The 24,656-nt window shown below is 69.9% G+C and carries 23 protein-coding genes and 1 other RNA gene; 16 read left to right on the top strand and 8 right to left on the bottom strand.

What is annotated here, in order from left to right:
• Positions 1-20 precede the first annotated feature (20 nt).
• A complete protein-coding gene (locus TMO_RS13465; protein WP_228382226.1) occupies positions 21-1,526 on the top strand; it encodes a hypothetical protein in 1,506 nt (501 codons plus the stop codon).
• Between the two features lie 429 nt (positions 1,527-1,955).
• Here TMO_RS13465 and TMO_RS13470 read toward each other — a convergent pair whose 3' ends face one another.
• Positions 1,956-3,584, bottom strand: coding sequence for an electron transfer flavoprotein-ubiquinone oxidoreductase (locus TMO_RS13470; RefSeq protein ID WP_014746187.1), 1,629 nt, complete (start codon positions 3,582-3,584; stop codon positions 1,956-1,958).
• A gap of 219 nt (positions 3,585-3,803) precedes the next feature.
• Here TMO_RS13470 and TMO_RS13475 point away from each other — a divergent pair, with 219 nt between their 5' ends.
• The 7 genes from TMO_RS13475 to TMO_RS13505 all read left to right on the top strand — a co-directional run bounded on the left by TMO_RS13475 (position 3,804) and on the right by TMO_RS13505 (position 11,112).
• Positions 3,804-4,712 carry a uracil-DNA glycosylase gene (locus TMO_RS13475; RefSeq protein ID WP_014746188.1) on the top strand — a complete coding sequence of 303 codons (909 nt, stop codon included), beginning with the start codon at positions 3,804-3,806 and terminating at the stop codon, positions 4,710-4,712.
• A gap of 260 nt (positions 4,713-4,972) precedes the next feature.
• Positions 4,973-6,721, top strand: coding sequence for a lytic transglycosylase domain-containing protein (locus TMO_RS13480; RefSeq protein ID WP_145978132.1), 1,749 nt, complete (start codon positions 4,973-4,975; stop codon positions 6,719-6,721).
• A 229-nt stretch (positions 6,722-6,950) separates the two neighbouring features.
• Positions 6,951-7,907: a tonB-system energizer ExbB gene (gene exbB, locus TMO_RS13485; protein ID WP_014746190.1), complete on the top strand. Its 957-nt coding sequence runs from the start codon at positions 6,951-6,953 to the stop codon at positions 7,905-7,907.
• 4 nt (positions 7,908-7,911) lie between these two features.
• Positions 7,912-8,370 (top strand): TonB system transport protein ExbD, encoded by a 459-nt coding sequence (exbD, locus tag TMO_RS13490; RefSeq protein WP_014746191.1) that lies wholly within the window; start codon positions 7,912-7,914, stop codon positions 8,368-8,370.
• Positions 8,367-9,212: an energy transducer TonB gene (locus TMO_RS13495; RefSeq protein ID WP_014746192.1), complete on the top strand. Its 846-nt coding sequence runs from the start codon at positions 8,367-8,369 to the stop codon at positions 9,210-9,212. Before exbD ends, TMO_RS13495 begins: the two co-directional genes overlap by 4 nt.
• Before the next feature lie 76 nt (positions 9,213-9,288).
• The gene (moaB, locus tag TMO_RS13500) at positions 9,289-9,828 is read left to right on the top strand and encodes a molybdenum cofactor biosynthesis protein B (RefSeq protein WP_014746193.1); all 540 of its coding nucleotides are present in this window, start codon (positions 9,289-9,291) and stop codon (positions 9,826-9,828) included.
• A 75-nt stretch (positions 9,829-9,903) separates the two neighbouring features.
• On the top strand, positions 9,904-11,112 hold the full coding sequence (locus TMO_RS13505) for a PA0069 family radical SAM protein (RefSeq protein WP_014746194.1): 1,209 nt from the start codon (positions 9,904-9,906) through the stop codon (positions 11,110-11,112).
• Positions 11,113-11,119: 7 nt separating this feature from the next.
• On the opposite strand, the gene TMO_RS13510 is transcribed toward TMO_RS13505, so the two are convergent.
• From TMO_RS13510 to nudC, 6 genes are all read right to left on the bottom strand, one after another.
• The gene (locus TMO_RS13510; protein WP_014746195.1) at positions 11,120-12,775 is read right to left on the bottom strand and encodes an ArnT family glycosyltransferase; all 1,656 of its coding nucleotides are present in this window, start codon (positions 12,773-12,775) and stop codon (positions 11,120-11,122) included.
• Entirely contained in the window at positions 12,772-13,116 is a 345-nt protein-coding gene (locus tag TMO_RS13515; protein WP_014746196.1) for a lipid-A-disaccharide synthase N-terminal domain-containing protein, read from the bottom strand. Before TMO_RS13515 ends, TMO_RS13510 begins: the two co-directional genes overlap by 4 nt.
• On the bottom strand, positions 13,113-14,015 hold the full coding sequence (locus TMO_RS13520) for a glycosyltransferase (protein WP_014746197.1): 903 nt from the start codon (positions 14,013-14,015) through the stop codon (positions 13,113-13,115). The genes TMO_RS13515 and TMO_RS13520 overlap by 4 nt, the downstream gene beginning before the upstream one ends.
• A 157-nt stretch (positions 14,016-14,172) precedes the next feature.
• Positions 14,173-15,627 carry a sensor histidine kinase gene (locus TMO_RS13525; protein ID WP_014746198.1) on the bottom strand — a complete coding sequence of 485 codons (1,455 nt, stop codon included), beginning with the start codon at positions 15,625-15,627 and terminating at the stop codon, positions 14,173-14,175.
• Complete coding sequence (locus tag TMO_RS13530; RefSeq protein ID WP_014746199.1) at positions 15,614-16,318, bottom strand: response regulator transcription factor; 705 nt, start codon at positions 16,316-16,318, stop codon at positions 15,614-15,616. The genes TMO_RS13525 and TMO_RS13530 overlap by 14 nt, the downstream gene beginning before the upstream one ends.
• Positions 16,319-16,350: 32 nt before the next feature.
• Entirely contained in the window at positions 16,351-17,316 is a 966-nt protein-coding gene (nudC, locus tag TMO_RS13535; protein WP_014746200.1) for an NAD(+) diphosphatase, read from the bottom strand.
• 180 nt (positions 17,317-17,496) lie between these two features.
• On the opposite strand from nudC, the gene ffs reads away from it, so the two are divergent.
• The 7 genes from ffs (at position 17,497) to TMO_RS13565 (ending at position 23,356) form a co-directional block, all read left to right on the top strand.
• Positions 17,497-17,595, top strand: an RNA gene (gene ffs / locus TMO_RS30470) — signal recognition particle sRNA small type.
• 101 nt (positions 17,596-17,696) lie between these two features.
• On the top strand, positions 17,697-19,778 hold the full coding sequence (locus TMO_RS13540) for a DNA polymerase III subunit gamma/tau (protein ID WP_014746201.1): 2,082 nt from the start codon (positions 17,697-17,699) through the stop codon (positions 19,776-19,778).
• Between the two features lie 98 nt (positions 19,779-19,876).
• Positions 19,877-20,200, top strand: a complete 324-nt coding sequence (locus TMO_RS13545; protein WP_014746202.1) for a YbaB/EbfC family nucleoid-associated protein — start codon at positions 19,877-19,879, stop codon at positions 20,198-20,200.
• A gap of 16 nt (positions 20,201-20,216) precedes the next feature.
• Positions 20,217-21,023 carry a helix-turn-helix domain-containing protein gene (locus tag TMO_RS13550; protein WP_014746203.1) on the top strand — a complete coding sequence of 269 codons (807 nt, stop codon included), beginning with the start codon at positions 20,217-20,219 and terminating at the stop codon, positions 21,021-21,023.
• 27 nt (positions 21,024-21,050) lie between these two features.
• On the top strand, positions 21,051-21,452 hold the full coding sequence (locus tag TMO_RS13555) for a VOC family protein (RefSeq protein WP_014746204.1): 402 nt from the start codon (positions 21,051-21,053) through the stop codon (positions 21,450-21,452).
• An 80-nt stretch (positions 21,453-21,532) separates the two neighbouring features.
• Complete coding sequence (locus TMO_RS13560; RefSeq protein WP_014746205.1) at positions 21,533-22,672, top strand: AAA family ATPase; 1,140 nt, start codon at positions 21,533-21,535, stop codon at positions 22,670-22,672.
• A 180-nt stretch (positions 22,673-22,852) separates the two neighbouring features.
• Positions 22,853-23,356, top strand: a complete 504-nt coding sequence (locus TMO_RS13565) for a Dps family protein (RefSeq protein ID WP_014746206.1) — start codon at positions 22,853-22,855, stop codon at positions 23,354-23,356.
• A gap of 7 nt (positions 23,357-23,363) precedes the next feature.
• Here TMO_RS13565 and TMO_RS13570 read toward each other — a convergent pair whose 3' ends face one another.
• Entirely contained in the window at positions 23,364-23,900 is a 537-nt protein-coding gene (locus TMO_RS13570) for a DUF4269 domain-containing protein (protein WP_014746207.1), read from the bottom strand.
• A gap of 152 nt (positions 23,901-24,052) precedes the next feature.
• Between TMO_RS13570 and recR the strand changes: the two genes are divergently transcribed.
• Positions 24,053-24,652 carry a recombination mediator RecR gene (gene recR / locus TMO_RS13575; protein WP_014746208.1) on the top strand — a complete coding sequence of 200 codons (600 nt, stop codon included), beginning with the start codon at positions 24,053-24,055 and terminating at the stop codon, positions 24,650-24,652.
• Positions 24,653-24,656 lie beyond the last annotated feature (4 nt).

Genomic DNA, 24,656 nt, shown 5'->3' on the forward strand with positions numbered 1-24,656 from the left:
TGTATCTTGAGGAACCGCGGTTGGAATTCCGTCACGGGCAGCGCCTCGTCTATCCCCGTGATGGTCTTTATCTCTACGGACCTGTCGGGGATACAAAGGAATTGCCGACCATCCGCTATGGGGTGATCGGTACACCGGACGGCGTGCGCCGCTTCAAGGGCTGGGCAAAGACCATGGAGGGCTTCATCGACATCCCGGCCCCGGGGCCGCGGTCGCGAGCCGTCGAACCCCAGCATGTGCCTTTCCCTGGCTTCGCCGAAGCCTTCCATGCCGCCTGGCCGGTCGAACCGCCCTGTGTCATTGACAATCTTGACCCCGACGAGATCGAGAGAACTCTTCGGATCGCCAACCGCCATGAGGCCGTGCGCGGTACTGTAGATATATTTGTATCCCGCCTCGTCGCGGAGAACAACCGGCTAGAGAGTGCGCCGCAATTCTGGTTCGTCGTGATTCCCGAAAAGGTCTACGAACTCGGCCGGCCGAAATCGACGGTAAGACGCAATGATCGGGTCGCCGGTGCGGTGACCATCTCGCAACGCCGTGCTCGGGCGTTGCAAAGCCAACCCACCCTGTTTGGCGACGATGAGCGCGAAGCTCAGGTCTATCAATATGCAACGCATTTCCGTCGACAGTTGAAGGCGCGCCTCCTCAAGGAGCGGATCGTCACGCAAATCGTGCGCGAAACGACCTTGGCGCCAGGCGATTTCCGCCGCGAGAGCGGAATGCCTATCCGCCGCGTCGAAGATCCGGCAACGATCGCCTGGAAGCTTGGCACGGGCGCCTATTACAAGGCAGGCGGAAAACCATGGCAGCTGGCCGACGTTCGCCCCGGCGTGTGCTATGTCGGTCTCGTCTACAAGCGCAGCGAATTGACAAGTGACAGGCGGCATGCCTGCTGTGCAGCGCAGATGTTCTTGTCGGATGGCGAGGGCGTCGTGTTTCGCGGTGCGCTCGGTCCCTGGTTCCAGACCGACACGAAACAATTCCACCTCGATAGAGACGCCGCCCATAACCTCATAAAGATGGTGGTGGGCGAGTACGCTCGTTTGCATGACGGCCCGCCCACCGAACTCTTCATCCACGCAAAGTCCGCCTTCACGGATGACGAGTGGGGAGGCTTCTCATCCGCTTGTGGAGAGAAAACGAACCTCGTTGGCGTGCAGATCGGCGACGCCCACGATGATTTGAAACTCTACCGGCCCGGCGAATATCCCGTTATCCGTGGCACGGCACTCCAGATCGGAGAACGCCACGCGCTGCTCTGGACGTCCGGTTACGTTCCGCGCCTCGACACCTATATGGGACCAGAGACCCCAAATCCGGTCTCCGTGCGCGTTCTTCGGGGCGATTGCGCTTTGACGACTGTACTCTCCGACGTGCTCGGCCTCACCAAAATCAACTTCAATTCGTGCCTTCACAACGACCGGTTGCCGGTGACAATCCGGTTCGCCAACGCCGTGGGCGATGTCCTGATCTCCGCGCCGATGGATGGAGAACCGAAGCTGCCGTTTAAATTCTACATCTAGTGCCGCATGTCAGCGCCAAGTTGATGACGTGACAGAACCGAGAACAAAAGATGGCTTTCGTCACACAGGCCCGCCTTTCGGGGTGCCGTCCCACCGTGGTGTAGCAGTACGGTCACCTGGGCACATCTTCCAACCGGCTATGCCGGCCTACAGGTTTGACCCGCCGAGCGGTCATCATGGTTCTTCGGTAAAGCTTGGTCACCACAACAAAACCCAACCGAGGGTGACCCCGATGACGAACGCGATGATGGCACTGCACGGCTTTTACGCCCGTTAAAACGGTCATATCGTGCCGACGCACCCGGCGGATGTCAATCCACCGCCGGTAGCCGGCGCGCCGCAGACACGCAAAAGGCGGCCCCCCCTCACGGAGATGCCGCCTTCCGTCGTCAGGCCGCCCGCCGCTGATCGTGGCGGGCGCTGCCGTCGTCACATATTGGGATAGTTCGGGCCGCCCGCGCCCTCGGGCACGGTCCAGACGATGTTCTGGGTCGGGTCCTTGATGTCGCAAGTCTTGCAGTGCACGCAGTTCTGCGCGTTGATCTGCAGCCGCGGGCCGGCGTCTTCCTGCACGATCTCGTAGACGCCGGCCGGGCAATAGCGCTGCTCGGGGGCGTCATACGTGGGCAGGTTCACCGTCACCGGCACCGACGGATCCTTCAGCCGCAGATGGATCGGCTGATCCTCCTCGTGATTGGTGTTCGACAGGAACACCGAGGACAGCTTGTCGAAGCTGATCTTTCCGTCGGGCTTGGGATAGACGATCTTCTTACAGGCCGAGGCCGGCTTCAGCGACTTGTGGTCTTCGTGGTGGTGGAAGGTCCAGGGCGCATTGCCGCGGAACAGATAGGTGTCCAGCGCCGAATAGGCGAGGCCGGCCAGCAGGCCCCTGTTGAAGGAGGGGCGGATGTTCCGCACCTTCTTCAGCTCCTGATGCACCCAGCTCTGTTCATAGAGCGCCGGATAGGCGTCGAGCACGTCGTTCGCCCGGCCGTCCTTCAGCGCCTCGAAGGCGGCTTCGGCGGCCAGCATGCCGGTCTTCATCGCCGTGTGGCTGCCCTTGACCTTGGGCACGTTCATGAAGCCGGCCGTGCAGCCGATCAGCACGCCGCCCGGGAAGGCCAGCTGCGGGACCGACTGGAAGCCGCCCTCGGTCAGCGCGCGGGCGCCATAGGCGATGCGCTTGGCGCCTTCGAAATAGTCGCGCAGTGCCGGGTGCTGCTTCAGCCGCTGGAACTCGTCGAAGGGCGAGATATGCGGGTTCTGATAGTCGAGGCCGATCACCAGGCCGACGGCGACCTGGTTGTTCTCCATATGATAGAGGAACGACCCCGAATAGGTCTTGGTATCCAGCGGCCAGCCGATGGTGTGGATGACCAGGCCCGGCTTGTGCTTGGCCGGGTCGATCTCCCACAGCTCCTTGATGCCGATGCCATAGGTCTGCGGGTCGCAATTGTCGCGCAGGCCGAACTTGTCGGTCAGCATGCGGGTCAGCGAGCCGCGGGCGCCCTCGGCGAACAGCGTATACTTCGCGTGCAGCTCGACACCCGGGGTGTAGCCCGACTTCTGCTCGCCGTCGCGGCCGATGCCCAGATCGCCGGTGGCAACGCCCTTCACCCGGCCCTGCTCGTCATACAGCACCTCGGCCGCCGCGAAGCCGGGATAGACCTCGACCTCCAGCGCCTCGGCCTGCTCCGCCAGCCAGCGGGCCAGATTGCCCAGGCTGATGACGTAGTTGCCGTGATTGTTCATCTGCGGCGGCGTCGGCAGCCGGATATGGTTGGACTCCGTCAGCAGCAGGAACCGATCCTCGTCGGCCGGCTGGTTCAGGGGCGCGCCCTTCTCCTTCCAGTCGGGGATCAGTTCGTTGAGCGCCCGCGGCTCGAAGCAGGCGCCGGCCAGGATATGCGCACCGACCTCCGACCCTTTTTCGATGACGCAGACGGAGACCTCGTGGTCGTTCTCGGCGGCGAGCTGTTTGAGACGGATCGCCGCTGACAGACCGGCCGGGCCGGCGCCAACGATGACCACGTCGAATTCCATCACTTCCCGTTCCATGACCCCTCCTCAAGCCGCCTCGTCCTGCAGTGCGGCCGGGTGATCTCGTTCTCGCTCGTCACGCGGCGCCGCTCGCGTCCCCCTCGCTACGTTCGGCCCTCGCTCCTCGGATATGGACCCGATCCGTGCCCGTGACAGGGGTCGCCTGATACGAGACGCGAATCGCGATTCAGTAAGGTTATCTATCAGCGCCGCCGTGAAATTGCTACAGTCCAGGCCATGACGACGATCGATCCGACACCGGCAGCGGCCATCTCCGCACTCGCCACGTGGTATATGGAGTGGGGGGTAGAGACCGCCACCACCGATACCCCGGCCGACTGGTATGCCGCCGCCGCGGCCGCCCGGGAAAGGCTGCTGCGCGACCGGCCCAGGGTGGCCGAGGATGCCCCGGCGCGGGCAGGCGAAGGGCTGCGTGCGCGTGGCGCGCTGCTGCGTGACGGCAGGGCGCCGGCGCCTGCCGTGCCGCGGGCGGACCCGGCGGCCGTCGACCCGCTCTCGCCCGAAGGGGCGGCCGCACTTGCCCGCAGCCATGCGGGGGCCGCCCAAAACCTGGCGGAGCTGGAACAGGCGATCCGCGCCTTCGAAGGCTGTGCGCTCAAGGCCACGGCCTCGAACACCGTCTTCGCCGACGGCAACCCCGAAGCCGATCTCATGCTGGTGGGCGAGGCGCCGGGTGCGGAAGAGGACCGGCGCGGCCTGCCCTTCGTCGGCCAGTCGGGCCGACTGCTCGACCGGATGCTGAAGGCGATCGGCCGCGACCGCAGCACCGTCTATATCACCAATGTTCTGCCCTGGCGCCCGCCGGGCAACCGCACCCCCACCCCGGCGGAAATCGCCGCCTGCCTGCCCTTTGCCCTGCGACATATCGCCCTGGTCCGCCCGAAGCTGGTCGTGGCGGTGGGCGGGGTCTCCGCCAAGGCGCTACTCGACCGGCCCGAGGGCATCACCCGGCTGCGCGGACGCTCGGCAACCCTCGATCTTCCGGGGCTGGCGGGGCCTCTGCCGGTCTTCGCGACCTTCCACCCCGCCTACCTGCTGCGCCAGCCGGCGCAGAAGCGTCTGGCCTGGGGCGACTGGCTCAGAATCGCGGAAATCCTTGAAAAGCAATCATCCCCGGTTCCGTGACAATGTCGTGTCGCGAAGCGGGGGCTTGCCGGGACACCACATCCTCCCCTATAAACGTTGCCATCATGGCTTCGGAAAGCAACGACGCGCGTCACCAACCGCGGTCGGCACGTAGCTTCGCGCGTGCGATCGTGGCGCCTGCGGTGACGCTGGCCCTCTTGCTCGGCGGTCCTGTCGCAACGGGTGTGTTCATCACACGCGCGCATGCAGAGACCTCCCTGCCGACCGGCCTGGAGACGGCGGATGACGCCGACTTCGGAATGGCTGGATTCGGTCTGGTCGATTCGTTCGAAGAGTGGCCCCAGGTCCTCTCTGATGCGGATGCCGAGCGTTATGCCCGGATTTTTGCACTGCAGTCCGACGGCCGCTTCGACGAGGCGGACAGGCTGATCGCGCGGCTTGGCGACCGGCTGCTGATGGGCCATGTGACCGAACAGCGACTGATGCATCCGACGGCCTATACCGCGAGCTACGACGAGCTGCGGGACTGGATGGCGTTCTATGGCGACCACCCCGATGCCGAACGGATCTATGCGCTGGCGATGAAGCGTCGCCCGGGCGGCGAGGCCCGCCCGCGCGAGCCGGAGCGTCCGGAAGAGACCGCGATGCCGGTGGTCAGCCGCCAGCCCAGCACCATCGACCAGCTCGACAGCTATTCCGCCGCCGACCGGCTGAAGGGGGCGCAGGCCAAGCGTGCGCGTGCGCTCGAAGCCCAGATCGCCGCCCGTGTCCGCAAGGGCGAGGCCGAAGCCGCCGAAAAGCTGATCGGCTCGGCCGAGGTTCAGAAGCTCTTCGACCGCCCGGCGCTCGACCAGGCGCGCATCCGCGTCGCCTCGCTGCTGCTGATGCAGGGGCAGATCGCCCGCGCCTATGAACTGGCCGGCCCCGCCGCCGACCGTTCGGCCGCGATCGTGCCCTATGGCCACTGGACCGCGGGTCTCGCGGCCTGGAAGCTCGGCCGTGCCGAAACCGCGCGGCGGCATTTCGAACTCTTCGCCCGCACCGCCGGCCTCTCGGCCTGGAACGAGGCCGCCGGCGCCTTCTGGGCAGCGCGGACCAACATGGCGCTGGGCGATTTCGACACCGCGCAGACCTGGCTCGACCGGGCGGCCCGGCAGCCGCTGACCTTCTATGGCCAGATCGCGCGGGCGATGCTGGGCGCGCCCACCGGCGATGTCTGGCAGCCCTCGCTCGCCGGCGGCGTGACGCCGGGCCTGCGCCGGGCGCTGCTGCAGAACGAGGGGGCCCGCCGGGCGCTGGCCCTTTCCCAGATCGGCGAATACGACCGTGCCGCGGGCGAGGTGGAGCTGGTCGCGGCCGCAGCCGCCCCCGAAGAGGCGCCGGCCGTGGTCGAACTGGCCGAGCAGGTGAACGCGCCCGAGGCCGCCACCGTGATCGGCCGCAAGGTCGCCGCCGCCTCGGGCATGCCCGATGTCGCCTCGATCTTTCCGGTGCCGGACTACACGCCCCGCGGCGGCTTCTCGGTCGACCGGGCGCTGCTCTATGCGCTGGCCCGCAAGGAAAGCAATTTCAACCCGCATGCCGTCAGCCCCGCGGGCGCCCGCGGCCTGATGCAGCTGATGCCGGGCACGGCGCAGCTGGTGGCCAACAGCCTGGGGCTGGGCGGCGGGCTGTCGCTCAACCGGCCGGACGTGAACCTGCAGCTGGGCCAGGCCTATCTCCGCCGGCTGATGGACGAGCCCTATATCGGCAACAATCTGGTCAATGTGCTGGTCGCCTATAATGCCGGCCCGGGCAATCTGCGCCGCTGGCAGGACGGCCGCGGCATCTCTGCCGACGATGATCCGCTGTTCTTCGTGGAAACCATCCCGGTCGCCGAGACCCGCGACTTCCTTGAGCAGGTGCTGACCAATCTCTGGATCTATCGCAACCGTCTGGGCCAGACCTCGCCGTCGCTGGCGGCCCTGGCGGAGGGCGACTGGCCGTCTTACGAGACCATCGACGGCAATGTTGGCAGCGACAACGCCGCCATCGCCTCGCGCCGCTGATCCACAACAGCTCCGGGGGCCGGGCGTCGAGCCGGTGTCGTTCAGAGGGACGGCGCCGGTTTTTCATTGGCCGGGCCGCAATTTGCGAAGCACCGCCCTGCAGGCATCGCACTTGCCTTCACAGCCGGCCCGGGCGTAGTTTGCAAACGACTCGCAATTGCAAACCACAAACGGCCGGTGCCACATGCTGCGATGTGCGCCGGTCCTCGCTCGAGGCAGTGCCCACCCGATGCGCCACACGGCTTTCAGACACCTCACCGCCGCCATCCTGCTTGCGATGACGGCAACGGCCCCGGCGATGGCCCAAAGCCCTGTGACGGACCCGGGCTCTGCGACGAATCCGGGCCCTGCGACGAATCCGGGCATCCAGGCCGCACCGCAGCCGGTCACCGGAGAGGCCCTGCCAGCCGCTGAAGACGCGGCGACCGAAGAGACGGCAATCGAAGAAGACGCCGCGATGGCCGCCACCCTGCCCCACGACCTGTCGCCGATCGGCATGTTCATGGCCGCCGACATCGTGGTGAAGGCGGTGATGACCGGGCTTGCCCTCGCCTCCATCGCCACCTGGACGGTCTGGCTGGTGAAAAGCCTGGAGCTGGCCGCCGCCCGCCGCCGGGTCCGGCGCGATCTGGCGATGCTCGACGAGGCGCGCAGCCTGGCCGAAGCCGTGACCGGCATGGACGGGCAGCGCGGCCCCGCCGCCGCCCTGGTCCGCGCGGCGGTGGCCGAGACCCGCATCACCCGCGAGGTGACCGCCGGCCGCCCGCCCGCATCCGGTGCCGGCCTTGAATCCCGCGTCGCCTCGCGCCTTGCCCGCATCGAGGCCCGGGCGGGGCGGATGATCGCCCGCGGCACCGGCATCCTGGCGACCATCGGCTCCACCGCCCCCTTCGTCGGCCTGTTCGGCACGGTCTGGGGCATCATGAACAGCTTCATCGGCATCAGCGAAAGCCAGACCACCAACCTGGCCGTGGTCGCCCCCGGCATCGCCGAGGCGCTGCTCGCCACCGCCATCGGCCTGGTGGCCGCGATCCCGGCGGTGATCATCTACAACATCTTCGCCCGCGCCATCACCGGCTACCGCGCCGAGCTGGCCGACGCCTCGGCGGCCGTCGCGCGCCTGGTGTCGCGCGATCTGGACCGCGGCGGCATCGCGGTGGTGCCCGCCCAGACGATCGGAGGCTGACCCCATGGCCGCGAGATTGGACGACGGCGACGATCTGACCGAATCGCACGAGATCAACGTCACGCCCTTCATCGACGTGATGCTGGTGCTGCTGATCATCTTCATGGTCGCAGCCCCGCTGGCCACCGTCGACGTGCCGGTCAACCTGCCCACCTCCACGGCCACGCCGCAGCCGCGCCCCGCCAAGCCGGTCTTCCTGACCATCAAGCAGGATCTGAGCCTGGCGCTCGGCGAAGAGGCCGTGCCGCGCGATCAGCTGAAGGCCGCACTCGACAAGGCGACGCAGAACAACCCCGACGAGCGCATCCTGCTCCGCGCCGATCAGAGCGTCGATTACGGCCAGCTGATGGGGGTGATGAACGAGCTGCGGACCGCCGGCTATCTCAAGATCGGCCTGGTCGGCCTTGAATCCGCCACCGCCGCGGCCGCGGCCGCCGGGCAGCAGCAGGCCGCCGCCAGATGAGCGCCGGCGCCGACATGCTGCACGGCCCCGGCGCGATGCGCTGGGGGGCCGCCGGGCTGGTGATCCTGGCGCTGCACGGCGGCGCCCTGCTGGTCGCGGCCGCCCCCTGGGAGATGACCCCGCCGCCGCCGCTGCCGGAAGCGGCGGTGATGATCGATCTCGCCCCGCTGCCGGCCGCACCGCCCTCGCCCGCCCCCACCCCGCCGCAGGAGGCCGCCCCCGATCCGGCGCCGGCCCCCGAGCCCGAGGTGGTGGAGCCCGACCTGCCCGATCTGCCGCCGCCACCGCCCGTGCCGGTGCCGGACCCGGAACCCCTGCAGGTCGCACCGAAGCCCAAGCCCAAGCCCAAGCCGCCGGCACCGCCCAAGCCCCGGGTCCAGACCCCGCCCAAGCCCGTGCCGCCCAAGGTGCAGAAGCCGGTAGAGCAGCCGCCCGAAACCGTGCCCGAGAACGCGACCGCCCAGGCATCGGGCGCCCCGGCCGCACCGACACAGTCGTCGGCCCCGGCCGGTCCGCCCACGCCCGCAGCGCCTGCCTCGTACATGACCACCGATGCCGCGCGCAGCTGGCAGGCGGAGATGTTCGCCCATCTGGAACGCCATCGCCGCTATCCGCGCCAGGCCCAGCTGCGCAACCAGCAGGGCCAGGTGACGCTGCGCTTCAGCATCGACCGCGAGGGCCATGTGCTCGCCTCGTCGATCGAGCGCCCGTCTGGCAATGCGCTCTTCGACCGCGAGACCCTGGCGATGATGAAGCGCGCCGATCCGCTGCCGCCGCCGCCCGACGACATCCCGTCGACGGAACTCACCTTCGTGGTGCCCGTCATCTTCTCTCTGCGCTGAGCGCCGTCCTGGACCTCCGCCCCCGGTCGGGCTAGCCTTCTCGGCCCACCCGACCACCGGCGGAGGACCGACCCCCATGCCCGGCCGCATCGACGAGAGCCGCCCGTTTCTGGCCGTCAACATCGCCCTGCTGACGGTCTCCGACAGCCGCACGCCCAAGACCGACACCTCCGGCGACCTGCTCGCCGGCCGCATCGCAGAGGCCGGCCACAACCTCGCCGCCCGGCTGATCCTGCCCGATGACGAAGACCGTCTGGCCGCACAATTCGCCGCCTGGGCCGCAGATCCCGAAATCGACGTCGTGATCTCGACCGGCGGCACCGGCGTCACCGGCCGCGACGTCACCCCGGAAGCCCTGCGCCGGGTGATCGAGAAGCCGATCGAGGGCTTCGGCGAGCTGTTCCGCTGGCTGTCCTTCGCCAAGATCGGCACCTCGACGGTCCAGTCCCGCGCCCTCGCCGGCGTGGCGAAAGGCACCTATTTCTTCGCCGTGCCCGGCTCCACCTCGGCCTGCCGCGATGCCTGGGACGAGATCCTGGTCCTGCAGCTCGACAACCGTCACCGCCCGTGCAATTTCGTCGAGCTGATGCCGCGGCTGCGCGAACACGAAGCCTGATCGCGGGCTTCACAGCCGGGCATTGCCCCCGTATAGTGCAGCGATGTTCCCGTTATGTTCGCGGGGAGGTCGCCCATGGACCCCTTCAAACCCCTGACCCGACGGCCCGGCCAGCGCCAGGCCGAGGCCGATCGTGCGGCCGCCGCGGCACGGCTCGGTCTCGACCCGCATCGCGGCCGGGGTGCCGTCAGCAATCGCGACGGCCGCTTCGAACGTTTCAGCCACCAGGCCGCCGATGACGGCTGGGGCCGTCCCGAGGCGGAGGACGCTTCCGACGCGGAGGCCACGTCGAAGGCGCCGGCCGGCGCGCGCCGCAGAACCGAACTGCGCGGCGTGGTCGCGCGCACGGCTCTTGCCCGCAACGACAGCCCCGACATCCCCTTCGATGCCTCGATCAACCCCTATCGGGGCTGCGAGCACGGCTGCATCTACTGCTATGCCCGGCCGAGCCATGCCTATCTCGGCCTCTCGCCCGGGCTCGATTTCGAAACGGTGATCGAGGTGAAGCGCGGCCTGGCCGAGGCGCTGATCCGCGACCTGTCGAAGCCCGGCTATGTTCCGTCCACGATCACCATCGGCGGCAATACCGACCCGTATCAGCCGGCCGAAAAGACCGAGGGGTTGACCAGGGCGGCGATCGAGGTGCTGACCCGGCATCGCCACCCCTTCGCGATCATCACCAAATCGGCGCTGGTGCTGCGCGATCTGGACCTGATCGCGCCGGCCGCCGCCGCGGGACTTGCCCAGGTGGCCGTCTCGGTCACCACGCTGGATGCCGGCCTCGCCCGCGCCATGGAACCCCGCGCCGCCACCCCCGGCCGGCGGATCGACGCGATCCGCGGCCTGGCCGCAGCCGGCGTACCGGTGACCGTGATGGCGGCACCGCTGGTCCCCGGCCTCACCGATCACGAATTGGAGGGCATTCTCGCCGCCGCGGCAGAGGCGGGCGCGGTGCGCGCCGGCTGGATCATGCTGCGCTTGCCGCGGGAAATCGCCGGCCTGTTCGAGGAATGGCTGCGCCTGGAACGCCCGGCCCGGGCCGAACGGGTTCTGGCCGCCGTACGCGCCACCCGCGGCGGTGCGCTCTATGACAGCGGCTTCGGCCGGCGGATGACCGGCACCGGCATCGAGGCGAAGCTGATCGCCGACCGCTTCCGCCTCGCCTGCCGCAAGCTTGGCCTCAACCAACGCTCCTACAAACTCACCACCGCCCTGTTCACCCCACCGGCCCGCCCCACAAAAGCGGAGCGTGCGGGCCAGATGGATCTGTTCGGGCGGGGGTAAGCGCGCGTCACTGCGGCCGGTCTGCCGCCCGCCAGACCGCCATCTGCCGGCTGCGGAAGGGCTGGACATAGACGGGGGGCCAGCCGGGTGCGCCCCGGGCATCGATGCGTCCGGCGATGATGCCGCCGGGGTTGTCCGACGCCCAGCGGGTGATGTCGCCATCGGCGGGGAATTCGGTCACCGGCGCCGTCAGCCGGCCCTGGAAATCGAGCATGCCGTCATGGCTGCCGCCGACGAACACCACCGGCCCGCCATCCGCGGCCACCAGCCGGGCGACCTCCTGCGCCGCCGGCCGGATGTCGAAGGCCCGGAAGGGGCCGAGCCCGCCATAGACGGTCAGCATCACCAGCACGCCCACCCAGGCAAGCGCCGCCCGCTTCAGCGCCGCGGCCGGGTCGAGATCGGGCGAGGCGTAGATCGCCGCCGCCACCACCGCCAGCCCCGCCACCAGCGCCACCGCCAGCGGCCCCCAGGCGATGACGGTCCCGGACATACCGGCCAGCCGCCCCACCACAGGCGGCAGGGCGGCAATGATGCCCGCCACCACAACCAGGGCCGCCGGCAGCAGCCAGGTCCGGCGCAGCCAGCGGTTCAGCGGCCGCATCGGCGCGCCGTCGGCCATGCGGGCCAGCAGCAGCGCCACCGGCCCCAGCGCCGGCAGCAGATAATGGATCTGCTTGGCGCTGACGAAGCTCATCGTGAGGAAGGCGCCGGCGGCGACCACCAGGCACAGGCGGCTGCCGGCATCGGGCCGGCCCAGGCTGGCGCGCAGCCGGCGCCAGAAGGCCGGCACCACCAGGAAGGGCAGCAGCATCGCGGGCAGGATCGCCGGATAGAACCACCAGGGCCGGGCATGGTCGAAAGCCTGCACCACCCGGCCGGCGGTCTGGCCCCACAGCAGCATGCGCGCGAATTCAGGCCCGCCCGCCAGCGCCGCCGGCAGGGCCCAGCCCAGGATCAGGACGATGCCGATCGCCACGGCCCCCAGCCCCTGCAGGGCGAAGCGCTTCCAGCCATGCGGCGGCACCCGGCCCGCCCAGAGCGGGGCCGCGATCAGCGCCGGCAGCACGAACACCGCCGCCACCGGCCCCTTGGCCAGCAGGCCGATGCCCAGCCCCAGACCGGTCACCACCATGTCCCGCGGCAGGCCGCGATGGGCCAGATCATGCAGGCCGATCAGGGCGATCGTCACCCCCAGCGCCACCGGCACGTCGAACATCACCATGGTGGCGAACAGCGTGACCGGCCCCATGCCCACCAGCAGCGGCAGGGCAAGCGGTGCCACCCCCGGCCGTTCGGGCCACAGCCGGCGGCCCAGCGCATGGGTCGCCCACAGCAGACCGGCGGCAAACCCCACCGGCACCAGCCGTGCGGCGGTTTCCGACACGCCCGCCACCGCCCAGACCAGGCGGATCGCCCAGAACAGCAGCGGCGGCTTGTGGGTATAGCCCTGGCCGTCCAGATGCGGCACCAGCAGGTTGCCGGCGCGGGTCATGTCCCAGGCAACCGTCAGATAGCGGGTCTCGTCCACCGGCAGCGGCGGGCGGAACAGAATGGCGGTCACGCCCAGCACCAGCAGCATGGCCGCCGCCAGCGCAAGATCGGCCGCAGCCGTCCGGGCCAGACCCGGACGGGCGGCATGTTCCGTCGTGGTGGTGGTCATCCGGCCGATACCGCGATATCGGCCGGCTGGCGCGACGCAGCCGCTTCCTTGCGGATCAGCACCAGATTGCGCAGATAGACAAGCAGCCCCATGCCCTGGCCGGCGATGAACACCGGGTCACCCCGCTTCACCGCATAAACGAACAGCAGCGCCCCGCCGCCCAGGCTGAAATACCAGAACAACACCGGGATATAGCTGCGCCGGCGCCGTTCACTCGCCACCCACTGCACGATGAACCGCGCGGAAAACAGCGCCTGGCCGGCGAAGCCCACAATCAGCCACAGGTCGAACCAGTCATCCGAAGGGGTGATGGCATCAAGGATTGCGCCAAGCAGGGTCATGCTGCGGCTTCTCCGCTGCTGATCGCCGCCCGGGATGCCGCCGGTTCGGCGGCCGCAGACGGCTTCTGAAGGGCAAACCCGGCCGGCCCGGCAGACAGGGGGGCCATGGCAGACGGGGCAGGCATGGCCAGCGCGCGGCCGATCGGGTCCAACGGCCGCAGCCGGTGCTGCAGCCAGGCGACCCCGGCCAGATCCACGATGCCCTGCAGGGCGCGGGTCAGGGTGCGGTATTTGGACCGCCCGCCCCGGCGGCGGCGATCCGTCACCTCTACCGACACGACCCGGCCGCCGGCGGCGGTCACCAGGCTCGGCATGAAACGATGGGCATGGTCGAACAGCGGCAGCGACAGCAGGTCGTCGCGCGCAATCACCCGCAGCCCGCAGCCGCTGTCGGGGGTGCCGTCCTGCAGCACCCGGCTGCGGATGCCGTTGGCGACCCGCGACACCAGCTTGCGCCAGGCGCCATCCGCCCGGCCCTTGCGGTGGCCGGCCACCATCACCCCGCGCGCGGGCCCGCCCGCCTCGATCATCCAGCGCCGGATCAGCCGGGCAAGATCGGCCGGGTCGTTCTGGCCGTCGGCATCCAGCGTGGCGATCACCCGCCCGCGCGCCGCACGAAACCCGGTGGTCATGGCCGCACTCTGGCCGCGGCCGCGATCATGGGCGATCGCGACCAGCCGCGGATCGGCCGAGGCCGCAGCGGCCAGCAGACGGTCGGACCCGTCGCTGCTGCCATCGTCGACGGCGATGATCTCGTAGCCGCCGGCCAGGATGTCCGGCGTCGCGAAGGCCCGGTGAATCTCGGCGATCAGGGGCAGGATGGCGGCCGCCTCGTCGCGGACCGGCAGCACCAGGCTGATCAGCGGAGCGGCGGAAACCGGATTACGGCTGGGGAGCATGGCTGGGCCTCGCTCGCTATGGGTTCGGATCGATGCCGGCACGGCATCCTGGTCCGCATGACCCTAGGCTTGTGCCCTTACCCTGTGCTTACACCACCCTGTGCTTACACCACCCCTCCTTGTCTTGCGCCCCCCTCCTTGTCTTGCGCCGCCCGACTCATCCCCGGCCGGGTGGCGGGAAGCGCAGGCGGAACCGCGCCCCGCCTTCGGGTGCATCCTCGACGGTGATCCCGGCGCCATGGGCATCGGCGATGCGCTGCACGATCGCAAGCCCCAGCCCGGCGCCGTCGCCGCGCCGCCGGTCGGCCCGCCAGAAACGTTCGAAGATCCGGGCCCGGCGATCGGGCGGAATGCCGGGGCCGTTGTCGTCCACCAGCAGCTCCGGCCCTTCGGCATCGCCGGTCGGCGCCGGCACCAGTCGGACGGTGACGGTGCCGTCTTCGGGGATACAGGCCAGCGCGTTTTCCACCAGATTGCGCAGCAGCCGGGCCAGCGGTTCGGCCCTGCCCTGCACCGGCACCGGCCGCTCGGCACCATCCAGCGCCAGGCTGCGGCCACGCTGCACGGCCAGCGGCGCCAGTTCGGCCAGCACGTCCCGCGCCACCGCGGCAAGATCGGCCCGATCCCCCGGCGCCACCGCCAGCGTGTCGACCTCGGCCAGCCGCAGCAGCTGATCGGCCAGCCGCGACAGCCGGTCGAAATCGGGGGTGATCCGCGCCGCCTGATCGCGGGGCAGGGTCGCCTCGATCCGCGCCCTCAAGGCCGCGATCGGCGTGCGCAGCTCATGCGCCGCATCGGCCACGAACACCCGCTGGGTTTCCAGCGCCCCATCCAGCCGGTCCAGCGCGCCATCGATCGCGGCGACCAACGGTGCCACCTCCCGCGGCAGGTCGCCACCCTCCGCGCCCCCGCCCAGGCGAACCCCGCTGGTCGCGGGTCCGATCCTGGCCGCACTGGCGGACAGCCGTCTCAGCGGCGCCAGTGCCGATCGGATCGTCCAGAGCGTCACCCCGATCAGCACGGCAAACGACCCGATCACCCACCAGGCGGCGTTTTCCAGAAACTCTTCGATCAGGCTGTCGGCCAGCACGTCCGGATGGTCGTTGCCCTGGCCCACCTGCAGGATCAGCGGCCGGCCGTCGACCTGCACCCGGAAACCGGTGCCGGTGACCGGGCGCCCGGCGGCCTCGCCGCGGAAGGGCCGCCCCAGATCGCCCAGCCCGTGCGGATCGGCATCGGCGGAGGTGCGGCTGTCTTCGGCCGGCAGCAGCTCGCTCAGCGGCGCCCGAACCCCGGCCGAGCCCAGCAGAAAGGTGCCGGCCTCGTCGAGCAACGCAAAGGCCTCGTTGCCCGCCGGATCGGCATAAAGTGCTGCGATCGCGGCCGGCGGATCGAAAACCGGATCGCCCCCGGCCCCGATGGTCATGTACCGCAGCACCTGGCGGGCCTGGGTCTGCAGCGACTGGTCGTCCAGATCGCCGCGAACATCCTCCAGTTCCAGCACCAGCGCCGCCAGCATGGCCGCCAGCACCACCAGCGCCGCCAGTGCCGCGCGGACCGCGACCCTCCGGCTCAGCGACCAGCCGCGATCATACGCTTCAGGCCCCGCCATCGACGCCCTCTCCGCCGTCCAGCAGATAGCCAAGCCCACGCAATGTGTGGATGCGCACGGCCGATCCGGCGCCCTCCAGCCGCTTGCGCAGCCGGTGGACCAGCACTTCCAGCGTGTTGGCGCTTGCCGCGTCGTCGAAGCCATAGACCGCGGCTTCGGCCGAATCCTTGGGCACCACCCGGCCCTGCCGGCGCAGCAGCACCTCCAGCAGCGCGGTTTCGCGCCGGCCCAGCGCCACCAGCCGGCCGCCGACCCGGGTCTCGCGCCCGACCGTGTCGAACGACAGGTCGCCGCAGGTGATCGCCAGGCCCAGCGCCCCGCCCGGCCGGCGCATCAGCGCCCGGACCCGCGCCACCAGTTCGGGCATGGCGAAGGGTTTGGGCAGATAGTCGTCCGCCCCGCCATCCAGCCCCGCCACCCGGTCCTGAACGCCGTCGCGCGCGGTCAGGATCAGCACCGGCACGGCGATGCCCTGCCCCTGCCCACGCCCCCGCCAGCGGCGCACCAGCTCCAGCCCGTCGACATCGGGCAGGCCCAGATCCAGCACCACCACGTCGAAACTGGTCACGGCCAGCGCCGCCTCGGCGCCCTCGCCATCCTCCACCCGGTCGACCGCGAAGCCGGCCGCGGTCAGCCCCATCACCACGCCTTCCGACAGGCGGTCATCGTCTTCGACCAGCAGCACCCGCATGGCGGTTCCCGCCCCTCTCCGCCGTCAGCCCCTCAGCCCTCGGCCAGCCATTCGTCGATCAGCCGGCGGGCGATCGAAATCCGGTTGGGCAGGCTGACCGGCGACAGTTCCGGGTCCTTCAGCTCGTCGCGCTGCACCCAGATCGCGTCTTCCAGCTCGTGGCGATCGACGTCCAGCGGCCCGCCTTCCAGAATCTCGGCCCGGAAGCCGACCATCAGCGAGGCCGGGAACGGCCAGGGCTGGCTGTGGCGATAGGTCACCTTCCCGATCTTCAGGCCCACCTCTTCGGCGATCTCGCGCCGGACGCATTCCTCCAGGCTCTCGCCCGGTTCGACGAACCCCGCCAGGGTGGAATACATGCCCGCCGGAAAGCGCGGCTGGCGGCCCAGCACGCACCAGTCGTCCTTGTGCGCCAGCATGATCACCGCCGGGTCGGTGCGCGGGAAATGATCGGCGCCGCAGCCGGTGCAGTGGCGGACATGTCCCCCCTGCTCCGACCGGGTGGGGGCGCCACAGACGCCGCAGAACCGGTGGCGGCTGTGCCAATAGGCCATCGCCCTGCCATAGGCGACCAGGGCCGCCTGCTGCGGATCCAGCGTCGCGGCCGCCTGGCGCAGATCGATCGGGATCGCGGCCGCCGCCTCCATCGCCGGGTCGTCCATGGGCAGACGGCCGATCAGCCCGGGCAGATCCTCCACCCGGGTCACGTCCACCGCAAAGACCGGCCGGCCGTCCATGTCGCCCAGAAAGACCGGCGGGTCTTCCAGCAGGTCGCCGGCCGCATCGACCAGCCGGCCCAGTTCGGCCAGCAGCGCCATGGTCATGCCGCCCGCCGTGGGCGCGACGATGGTCTGGTCGCGCCAGATCAGCACGCTGCGCGCTTCCGGGGCGGCGGCGCGGGCGGCGATCCAGTCCGGATCCCGACGGTGACGTCCGGCGCGATCGATGCGCAGGCCGGCGAGCACATTGGGGCGGTCGGGATCATGCGGGTCGTACATCGGGGTCGTCCTCGGACTTTGGCGGAACGTTGCGGCTCTTCACGGCAATGGCGGGAACGATAGCACCATCGCCCGGGGCTGTCCCGCCGCCGGCACGCCGCCGCATCCGCCGGCCCCGCCTCCCGCGGATGCTGCACAGCGGGCTTGCAAACCAGGGGCCTCATCCCCATAGTGACCCGCGGAAGGCTGGCGCGGACGGAGAGCCTCGCCAACCCGGTCAGGGCCGGAAGGCAGCAGCCGTAACGAGTTGCGATCCGGGTCGCTGTCCAGCCTTCCACCTCACTTGCCAGCCTTCCACCTCGCTTGTCTTCGCCTGCCTGCTTCGATCCCTCTTCCGGGCCGCGCCGCCCTCTTCCCAGAGATCCCGACCGGAACCCGGCATGACCGCATCCGACATCGCCGCAGAGCCAGCCCCGACCGCAGATGCGGCCGGCGGCGCCACGGCGACGGGATCGGCTGCAACGGGGACACCCGTCGAATACCGCGTTCTCGCCCGCAAATACCGCCCCCGCACCTTTGCCGAGCTGATCGGCCAGGATGCCCTGGTCCGCACGCTGACCAATGCGATCGAGACCGGCCGCCTGGCCCATGCCTTCCTGTTGACCGGCGTGCGCGGCGTGGGCAAGACCTCGACCGCGCGGATCATCGCCCGGGCGCTGAACTGCACCGGCCCCGACGGCAGCGGCGGGCCGACGCCCGCACCCTGCGGGGTGTGCGAGAACTGCCGGATGATCGTCGAAGACCGCCATGTCGACGTGCTGGAGATGGACGCGGCCAGCCGCACCGGCGTCAACGACATTCGCGAGATCATCGAGGGCGTGCGCTACCGCCCGGTGGGCGCGCGGTTCAAGATCTACATCATCGACGAGGTCCACATGCTCTCGACCAGCGCGTTCAACGCGCTGCTCAAGACGCTTGAGGAACCGCCGGCGCATGTGAAATTCATCTTCGCCACCACTGAATTGCGCAAGGTGCCGGTGACGGTGCTGTCGCGCTGCCAGCGCTTCGATCTGAAGCGGGTCGAGCCCGAGGTGCTTTCCGCCCATTTCTCCCGCATTGCCGGGATCGAGGGGGCGGAGATCGACGACGCGGCCATGGCGCTGATCGCGCGGGCCGCCGACGGTTCGGTGCGTGACGGCCTCTCTCTGCTCGACCAGGCCATCGCCCATGGGGCGGGCCGCGTCACCGAACATCAGGTGCGCGACATGCTGGGCCTGGCCGACCGGGCGATCGTGGTCGACCTCTTGGACCGGACATTGTCGGGCGATGTCGCCGGTGCGCTCGCGATCATGGACGATCAGGCCCGTGCCGGTGCCGATCCGGCGGTGATCGTGGAAGACATGCTGGCGCTGGTGCATCTGATGACCCGCGTCAAGCTGGCCGGCGCCGAGGGCAAGGGCCCGGTGCTGACCGCCGCCGAGCGTGATGCCGCTCACCGCATTGCCCAGCGTCTGGGCATGGCTCATCTGGGCCGCGCCTGGCAGATGCTGCTCAAGGGTCTGGGAGAGGTGCGCCTCGCCCCCGTGCCCCAGGCTGCGGCCGAGATGGTGGTGATCCGTCTGGCCCATGCCGCCGACCTGCCCGACCCGGCCGAGCTTGCCCGGATGCTGAAGGATGCCGGGACGGGTGGCCCCGCGGGTGGTGGCCCGGGGGGGCCCCCGCCCCGCCCTAGCCCGGCCGCCGGGGCGTCTCAAGCGCCGACCCCGGCGGCGCCAGACCGGCGCCCCCCCGAACCGCCCCGCGCGGCTCCCCCGCCGCCACGCCCGGCTCCGCCGCCCCGTCCGGTGGAGACACCACGTCCGGTCGAGGCAGCGAAACCCGCGCCGGCTCCTGCGGCCAGGGTGCCCGCGCCCAGGCCCGAACCGGCCGCCGAACCCGAACAGCTGCTGCCCGACGAGATCCGCACCCGGCTCGATCGCTGGCGCGAGATCATCGATCTGCTGCGCCGGCATCGCGAGATCCGGATCGTGCCCGAGCTGCGGGCCGCCGCCCATGTCGCCGAGATCACCGTCACCGCGGCCGAGCGCCGGCTGGTGCTGGCCTTCGAGCCGGGGACCGATGGCGGGCTCGCCACGAAACTGCAGGATCTGTTGAGTCGGATCGACGATACCCCCTGGCAGGTGCTGGCGGCCGGCGCCCTCAACGATCCGGCGCTCACCGCCGCCGCGCGGGCGACGCCGACGCTGGTGCAGTACGACGAGATGCGCAACCGGCGCATGCTGGCGCTGGCCCGCCGCCATCCGATGGTCGAGGCGGTGTTCGCGGCCTTCCCCGGTGCGACGCTCGAAGCCGTCACCCCGATCTTCGCCGCCGGCGCCGCCGCCGACGAGAGCGGCGGTCAGACCGAGATCGAACGCCTGGATGCCGAGATGTTCGACGGCGTCTTCGACGAAGAGGCCTATGGGGCCGGCGACGAGGATGCCGCGGGGGCCGACTACGACGCCCGGTTTGCCGATTTCTGACCGCGCATCGCCCAAGGGTGCCGCGCGGGGCTGGCGCCGGCCGCCCCCCGCCTTTATATAGCAGCCAACATCCGATCCCGACCCGAGGAGCCCTTGTGATGCGCAACATCGGCCAGTTGATGAAGCAGGCCCAGAAGATGCAGTCGAAGATGGCCGAGATGCAGGAGCAGCTCGCCAAGGTCGAGATCTCCGGCCAGTCGGGCGGCGGCATGGTCACTGCGGTGATGACCGGCAAGTCCGAGCTGCGTAGCCTGAAGATCGATCCCAAGCTGGTCGATCCGGAAGAGGTCGAGATGCTGGAAGACCTGATCGTCGCGGCGGTGAACGACGCGAAGAAGAAGGTCGAGACCTATGTGAACGACGAGATGCAGAAGATGACCGGCGGGCTGAACATCCCCGGCATGGGCAACCTGCCCTTCTGATCCCGTCGGCAGACCCATGACCGATACCGGCGGGGCCGCCTATGTCGAGACCCCGCCGCCCCCGGCCCTTGGCGGGCTGGTCCGGGCGGTGTGGTCGTCGCGGGCCGCCGCCGGGCCCGCGGCCCCGTTCCGGGTTCTGCCTGATGGCTGCATGGATCTGATCCTGGCCTGGGGTGGCGGCGCCGATCCCGAACTCATTCTGGCCGGCACCGATCCCGTCGCCCGGATGGTGGACCACCGGCCCGGCCGGCAGCGTCTGGGCCTGCGCTTCCGCCCGGGCTGTCTCGGCGCCCTGATCGACTGTACCCCCCGCGATCTTCTCGGCCAGTCGCCCGATGCGGCCCCATTGCTGCCGCAGCCCTTGCGCGACGCCGCCCGGCACCTGCTTGACCGCCCCGATGATGCCCGGTCCCGCCGGGCACTCGCCGCAGCACTCGCGGGCCTGGCCGAAACCCGCCGCCGCCACCTGCCCGGCCCGGCACTTGCGGCCGCACTCGCAGCCCTTGACGCCCCGGCGCTTGTCGGTCAGACAGCCACTGCCCACGGCTTCGGACAGCGCCGCTTCGACCGCGCCATCCGCCGCGCCACCGGCCTCTCCCCCCGCCACCTCGCCCGGATCTTCCGCCTGCAGCGGCTGCTCACCGCCGTAATGGCCGATCCGACTATTTCTCTCGCAGAATTAGCCGTTTCGGCTAATTTCGCCGACCAGCCGCACATGACCCGCGAAACCCGCGCCCTCACCGGCCTCTCCACCGGCCGGCTGCTGGCGGAGCTGGGTGTCCGAAAGCTTCAAGACGCCGCCCCCGTCCTGGGGGCAGACTGATCCGGTATCCAACCCCGGAGAGAGCCCATGACCCCCGCCACGCTCGGCTATGTCATCCGCCATGTCCCCGACGTCGCCCGCAGCGCCCGCTTCTACGAAGCCGTCTTCGGCCTCACGGCCCGGCTGATCCATGAAAGCGGCAGCTATATCGAACTCGACACCGGCACCACCACCCTCGCCTTCGCGACCCCGGGCCTGATCCGCAATCTGGGCGTCGACCCCGGCACCGCCGGCAAAGCCCCGCCCTTCGGCAGCGAACTGGCCTTCGTGGTCGCCGATGCCGAGGTGGAGGCCACCGTCGCCCGTGCCGTCTCGTCCGGCGCCACGCTCGCCGTCGCCCCCGTCCGCCAGCCCTGGGGCCAGCTGGTCGCCTTCCTCCACGACCCCGACGGCCTGCTGATCGAGGTCTGCGGCCCGGTGGGCGGCTGAACCAGCCGGGCGAACAGGCATGACACGCACGGATAAAACCCTTTATTCTGAAAGGCTGTTTGCTTTCTGGAGCCTGTGTCATGCCTGTCGTGGCCGACGCGTCGATGGCCGATCTCATGCCCGCGCCTGGTGTAGCGCCGGACTGGATCGCGCTTGAGTCCGAGCTGCCCTGGCTGAACGACCTCGCCGGCTGCCCGCACGATCCCGTTCATCATGCCGAGGGGGATGTGCTGGTTCACACCCGCATGGTGGTAGAGGCGCTGACGGCATCCGACGCCTGGGCACGGCTGCCCGAGATGGACCGTCTCTGCGTCTTCGCAGCCGCCCTGCTCCACGACATCGCCAAGCCTGCAACCACCCGCATCGATGCCGATGGCCGGGTGTCGCAGCCAGGCCATTCCCGCAAGGGCGCGATCATGGCCCGGGCGATCCTCTGGCGGATGGGGCTGCCTTTCGCCCTCCGCGAGCGGATCTGCACCCTGATCCTGCACCACCAGATCCCGCTTTTCCTGATCGAGAAGGACCCGCTGGAAGCGCGGCGGCGGGCGATCGAGATCAGCCTCGGCGCCCCGAACCATCTGCTGGCGATGCTGGCCGAGGCCGATGCCCGGGGCCGGATCTGCCGCAACCCGCAGCGCCTGCTCGACAATATCGAGCTGTTCCGCGAGCTGTGCACCGAGGCCGCCTGCCTTGAGACCGCCTTCGCCTTTCCGGACGACCACAGCCGGGTGCGGTTCTTCGAAACCCGCGGCACCGATCCGGGACATGTCCAGCACGACGATACCCGGCTGACGGTAACGATGCTTGCCGGCCTGCCCGGCGCGGGCAAGACGAGCTGGCTGAAGCGCGCCCGGCCGGAACTGCCGGTCGTGGGGCTGGACGAGATCCGCACCGGCTTCGGCGTCGATCACGGCGAGATCGAGGGCCGGGTTCTGCAGGAAGCGAAAGCCCGGGCGAAGGCTCATCTGCGGGCCGGCACCGATTTCGCCTGGAGCGGCACCAATATCGGCCGCGAGGCCCGCGGCCAGTGGATCGGCCTGTTCCGCGCCTATGGTGCGCGGGTGCGCATCGTCTATGTCGAAACCGACGAGCCCGGGCTGCGCCACGGCAACCGCAGGCGGGCCGGCCGGGTCCCCGATCCGGTGATCGACCGGATGATCAGCCGCTGGGAAATCCCGGATCGGACCGAAGCGCACGAAATCGCGGTGGTGCTGCGCTGAGCCGCGACAGACGCACAGTCTGCCCGCCAGATGTCATGACATTCATGCCGCCCAGCCATCCATCTGCCGGGCTTGTACGGCAGCCGTGGCCGCCCGACATGTCAGGGGCGGGACAGGCCGGAACCGGCCCATGTCCCGGCGGATTTCCCCTCCAGACCCGGAACACGGAGCCCGAGCATCATGCCGAAGAAAACGCCCGCCGCCGACCTCGCCACCCCGTCCGATCTCGGCGGCAAGAATGCCCGCGGAGTGGCCGAGGTGCTGAACGCCATTCTGGCCGACAGCTTCGCGCTCTACCTCAAGACCAAGAATTTCCACTGGCACGTGTCGGGCCCGCATTTCCGGGACTATCACCTGCTGCTCGACGAGCAGGCGACCCAGATCCTGGGCACCACCGACCAGATCGCCGAGCGGGTCCGCAAGATCGGCCACACCACGCTGCGCTCGATCGGCCACATCTCGAAACTGCAGTCGATCAAGGACAACGACGCCGAGTTCGTATCGGCCCGCGACATGCTGACGGAGCTGCGCGAGGACAATCTGGCCCTGGTGAAGCAGCTGCGCGAGGCTAAGGAGATCGTCGACGAAGCCAAGGACAACGCCACCTCCGGCATCCTGGACGAGTGGACCGATCTTGCCGAGCAGCGCGCCTGGTTCCTGTTCGAGGCCGCGCGCGAGGGCTGAACCCGGCTCAGACGCTGACCTTCGCCCGCCGGAGCAGGCGGCGGAGCCCGTCATCGTCCAGATCCGCCACAGCCAGCATCGCCGCATAAGGGTCGCCTTCCAGACCGAGCACCGCCGCGAAGGCGGGCTCGGTCTTGAGGCCTCGGTTGCGCGCGCCGATCACCTGCCGCCGCAAACCCGGCCCGCCGAGGGCGAGCAGCCGGCGCTCCGCCTCGAAATGGCGCCAGCCCGGCTGCTCCGCCACCGGCAGCGGGCTGCCGAAGATTTCGACCGGCCAGCCGGCCGAGACGAAGCGCACCACCACCGGTCGGCCGTCGCCGCACCAGCGATGCACCGAAAAGCCGGGCAGGTGGCGGAAATCGGCCCAGGCCACCGCCGCCAGCGCCTCGGGATCGGGGGCATGGCACAGCAGGTCGATATCGCTCTCCGCCCGGTCGAGGCCAAGCGGCGGCGTGCCGGCCGGATGCGGATCGAAGCCTTCCAGACGGCCGGGACAGCCGATCCGGCGCAGGGCTTCCTGATAGGGCGGACGTTGTCGGATCATGCCCCGATCCTGCAATCCCGCCCTCTCGCCGTCCAGCGCCACGCACTGCCGCAGGCCTAGGAAGCGGCGGAAGACTGACCTATAGTCGGCATCCGCCCGCCCCGACGCGACCCGCCCCCCCGACACGCCCCACCCCGGACCCACGAGACCCCATGGCCGCACCCGAGATCGAGAAGCTCGTGACCCTGCTCGCCCGCCTGCCGGGGCTGGGCCCGCGCTCGGCCAGGCGCGCGGCGCTGACCCTGCTGAGACGGCGCGAGGCGCTGATGCTGCCGCTGGCCGACGCGCTGGCCAAGGCGGCGGCCGAGGTCAAGAGCTGCACGATCTGCGGCAATCTGGATGCCCGCGACCCCTGCGGGGTCTGCGCCGACGAGCGGCGCGACCCGGCCCAGCTCTGCGTGGTGGAACAGGTGGCGGATCTCTGGGCGATGGAGCGCGCCGGTGCTTTCCGCGGCCGGTATCACGTGCTGGGGGGCACGCTCTCGGCGCTCGACGGCATCGGTCCCGACGAACTCGGCATCCCGAAACTGGCGGCACGGGTCGCGGAAGGCGGCGTCACCGAGGTGGTGATGGCCCTCCCCGCCACCGTCGACGGCCAGACCACCGCCCATTACATCGCCGACCGGCTGGCGGAAGCGGCGCCCGAGGCCAACATCACCCGCCTCGCCCATGGCATGCCGGTGGGCGGCGCGCTCGACTATATGGATGACGGCACCATTCAGGCGGCGCTCAAGGCGCGCCGGCCGGTCTGAGGGA

Origin of the sequence: Tistrella mobilis KA081020-065 (genome assembly GCF_000264455.2) — a bacterium.
GTDB lineage: Bacteria > Pseudomonadota > Alphaproteobacteria > Tistrellales > Tistrellaceae > Tistrella > Tistrella mobilis.

Bases quoted from the DNA above. Each gene is read 5' to 3' on its own strand.
- TMO_RS13470 (WP_014746187.1), bottom strand. From the start codon at position 3,584: ATGGAACGGGAAGTGATGGAATTCGACGTGGTCATCGTTGGCGCCGGC.
- TMO_RS13475 (WP_014746188.1), top strand. From the start codon at position 3,804: ATGACGACGATCGATCCGACACCGGCAGCGGCCATCTCCGCACTCGCC.
- TMO_RS13480 (WP_145978132.1), top strand. From the start codon at position 4,973: ATGGCTGGATTCGGTCTGGTCGATTCGTTCGAAGAGTGGCCCCAGGTC.
- exbB (WP_014746190.1), top strand. From the start codon at position 6,951: ATGCGCCACACGGCTTTCAGACACCTCACCGCCGCCATCCTGCTTGCG.
- exbD (WP_014746191.1), top strand. From the start codon at position 7,912: ATGGCCGCGAGATTGGACGACGGCGACGATCTGACCGAATCGCACGAG.
- TMO_RS13495 (WP_014746192.1), top strand. From the start codon at position 8,367: ATGAGCGCCGGCGCCGACATGCTGCACGGCCCCGGCGCGATGCGCTGG.
- moaB (WP_014746193.1), top strand. From the start codon at position 9,289: ATGCCCGGCCGCATCGACGAGAGCCGCCCGTTTCTGGCCGTCAACATC.
- TMO_RS13505 (WP_014746194.1), top strand. From the start codon at position 9,904: ATGGACCCCTTCAAACCCCTGACCCGACGGCCCGGCCAGCGCCAGGCC.
- TMO_RS13510 (WP_014746195.1), bottom strand. From the start codon at position 12,775: ATGACCACCACCACGACGGAACATGCCGCCCGTCCGGGTCTGGCCCGG.
- TMO_RS13515 (WP_014746196.1), bottom strand. From the start codon at position 13,116: ATGACCCTGCTTGGCGCAATCCTTGATGCCATCACCCCTTCGGATGAC.
- TMO_RS13520 (WP_014746197.1), bottom strand. From the start codon at position 14,015: ATGCTCCCCAGCCGTAATCCGGTTTCCGCCGCTCCGCTGATCAGCCTG.
- TMO_RS13525 (WP_014746198.1), bottom strand. From the start codon at position 15,627: ATGGCGGGGCCTGAAGCGTATGATCGCGGCTGGTCGCTGAGCCGGAGG.
- TMO_RS13530 (WP_014746199.1), bottom strand. From the start codon at position 16,318: ATGCGGGTGCTGCTGGTCGAAGACGATGACCGCCTGTCGGAAGGCGTG.
- nudC (WP_014746200.1), bottom strand. From the start codon at position 17,316: ATGTACGACCCGCATGATCCCGACCGCCCCAATGTGCTCGCCGGCCTG.
- TMO_RS13540 (WP_014746201.1), top strand. From the start codon at position 17,697: ATGACCGCATCCGACATCGCCGCAGAGCCAGCCCCGACCGCAGATGCG.
- TMO_RS13545 (WP_014746202.1), top strand. From the start codon at position 19,877: ATGCGCAACATCGGCCAGTTGATGAAGCAGGCCCAGAAGATGCAGTCG.
- TMO_RS13550 (WP_014746203.1), top strand. From the start codon at position 20,217: ATGACCGATACCGGCGGGGCCGCCTATGTCGAGACCCCGCCGCCCCCG.
- TMO_RS13555 (WP_014746204.1), top strand. From the start codon at position 21,051: ATGACCCCCGCCACGCTCGGCTATGTCATCCGCCATGTCCCCGACGTC.
- TMO_RS13560 (WP_014746205.1), top strand. From the start codon at position 21,533: ATGCCTGTCGTGGCCGACGCGTCGATGGCCGATCTCATGCCCGCGCCT.
- TMO_RS13565 (WP_014746206.1), top strand. From the start codon at position 22,853: ATGCCGAAGAAAACGCCCGCCGCCGACCTCGCCACCCCGTCCGATCTC.
- TMO_RS13570 (WP_014746207.1), bottom strand. From the start codon at position 23,900: ATGATCCGACAACGTCCGCCCTATCAGGAAGCCCTGCGCCGGATCGGC.
- recR (WP_014746208.1), top strand. From the start codon at position 24,053: ATGGCCGCACCCGAGATCGAGAAGCTCGTGACCCTGCTCGCCCGCCTG.